Source organism: Nocardioides sp. (assembly GCF_034670285.1).
Lineage (GTDB): Bacteria > Actinomycetota > Actinomycetes > Propionibacteriales > Nocardioidaceae > Nocardioides.
This window is the reverse complement of the sequence record NZ_JAXMNS010000541.1, coordinates 1-1,909: the sequence shown is the minus strand read 5'-3', so window position 1 is coordinate 1,909 and position 1,909 is coordinate 1. Positions and strand designations below refer to the sequence as shown.

The window sequence follows — 1,909 nt, the reverse complement described above, 5'->3', positions numbered from 1 at the left end:
GCTACTCGACGACCGACGGTGCTGGTCGTCGAGTAGCCGGACACGCGACGAAGGAGCGGACCGGCGTATCGAGACGCCCGCACCTGCGCACTCGCCATGATCACGGGCGGAACACCCCGAAGCGGTCGGTGCCCGCAAAGGACTTGTTGTCGATGACGGACAGGCAGATGCCCAGGACGGTGCGGGTGTCGCGGGGGTCGATGACCCCGTCGTCGTACAACATCCCGGAGAGGAAGTAGGGCATCGACTGCTCCTCGATCTGGGCCTCGACGATCTCCTTGATGCCCTTGAAGCCCTCGGCGTCGAAGACCTCCCCCTTCGACTCAGCCGACTGCTGGGCCACGATCTCGAGCACCCCGGCGAGCTGGGCCGGGCCCATCACCGCCGACTTGGCTGAGGGCCAGGTGAAGAGGAAGCGCGGGTCGAAGGCGCGGCCGTTCATGCCGTAGTTGCCGGCGCCGTACGACGCCCCGAGCACCACCGTCAGGTGCGGCACGGTGGAGTTGGAGATCGCGTTGATCATCATCGCGCCGTGCTTGATGATGCCGCCCTGCTCGTACTCCTTGCCGACCATGTAGCCGGTGGTGTTGTGCAGGAACAGCAGCGGAGTGTCGGTCTGGTTGGCGAGCTGCACGAACTGCGTCGCCTTCTGCGCCTCCTCGCTGAACAGCACCCCTTGCGCGTTGGCGAGGATCCCGATCGGGCGGCCGTGGAGCCGGGCCCAGCCCGTGACGAGGGAGGTGCCGTAGAGCGGCTTGAACTCGTCGAAGACCGCGCCGTTGGTCTCGCTCACGCCGTCGCAGAGCAGCGCGATCACGTCGCGCGGGTCGAAGGGCTCCTTGAGGTCGGCCGGGATCAGGTCGAGCAGGTCATCGGGGTCACCGGCGGGCTCGACGTAGTCGGGGACGTCGCGGTCGGGGCGCGCCTTGCGCCAGTTGAGGCGGGCGATGATGCGCCGTCCGATGCGGATGGCGTCACGCTCGTCCTCGGCGAGGTAGTCGGCCAGGCCGGAGGTGCGGGCATGCATCTCGGCGCCGCCGAGCGACTCGTCGTCGGACTCCTCACCGGTCGCCATCTTCACCAGCGGCGGACCACCGAGGAAGACCTTCGCCTGCTCCTTGACCATGACGGTGTAGTCGCTCATGCCGGGCACGTAGGCGCCGCCGGCGGTGGAGTTGCCGAAGACCAGCGCGACGGTGGGTTCCTTGCGGGCGCTGGCGCGCGTGAGGTCGCGGAACAGCTTGCCGCCGGGGATGAAGATCTCCTTCTGCGTGGGGAGATCGGCGCCGCCGGACTCGACCAGGGAGATCGTGGGGAGTCCGTTCTCCTCGGCGATCTGAGAGGCCCGGAAGATCTTCTTGACCGTCCACGGGTTGCTCGCGCCACCCTTCACCGAGGGGTCGTTGGCGGTGATCATGCACTCGACGCCCTCGACGACGCCGATGCCGGTCACGACGCTGGCGCCGACGGTGAAGTCGCTGCCCCAGGCAGCGAGCGGGCTGAGCTCGAGGAAGGCCGACCCCTCGTCGATCAGCAGCTCGATGCGCTCGCGGGGCATCAGCTTGCCGCGCTGGTGGTGGCGCGCGACGCTGCGTTCGCCACCACCTGCGACGGCCTTGGCGTGCTCGGCCTCGAGCGCGTCGATCTTCTCGAGCATCGCCTCGCGGTGGCTCAGGGGTGTGGTGGTCATGACTGCCTTTCAGTCGATGGTCGTCGAGTAGCCGGCCGAGCGACGAAGGAGCGCGCCGGCGTATCGAGACGCCCGCCACCCGAGCACCCACAGTGGCCACGCTCTCCGCGCCACTCACCGCGTCTCGATACGCCGGTCGCTCGCAAGCTCGCACCCCGGCTACTCGACGACCAGGGACCAAGCACCGGTCGTCGAGTAGCCGGCCGAGCGACGAAGGAG

Annotated in this window: 1 protein-coding gene; it reads right to left on the bottom strand. The window is 68.5% G+C overall.

Translation table 11 applies throughout. The annotated features are described in order from the left end of the window. Window positions 1–100: 100 nt before the first annotated feature. On the bottom strand, window positions 101–1,690 hold the full coding sequence (locus tag VOI19_RS18785) for an acyl-CoA carboxylase subunit beta (protein ID WP_323794459.1): 1,590 nt from the start codon (window positions 1,688–1,690) through the stop codon (window positions 101–103). Window positions 1,691–1,909 lie beyond the last annotated feature (219 nt).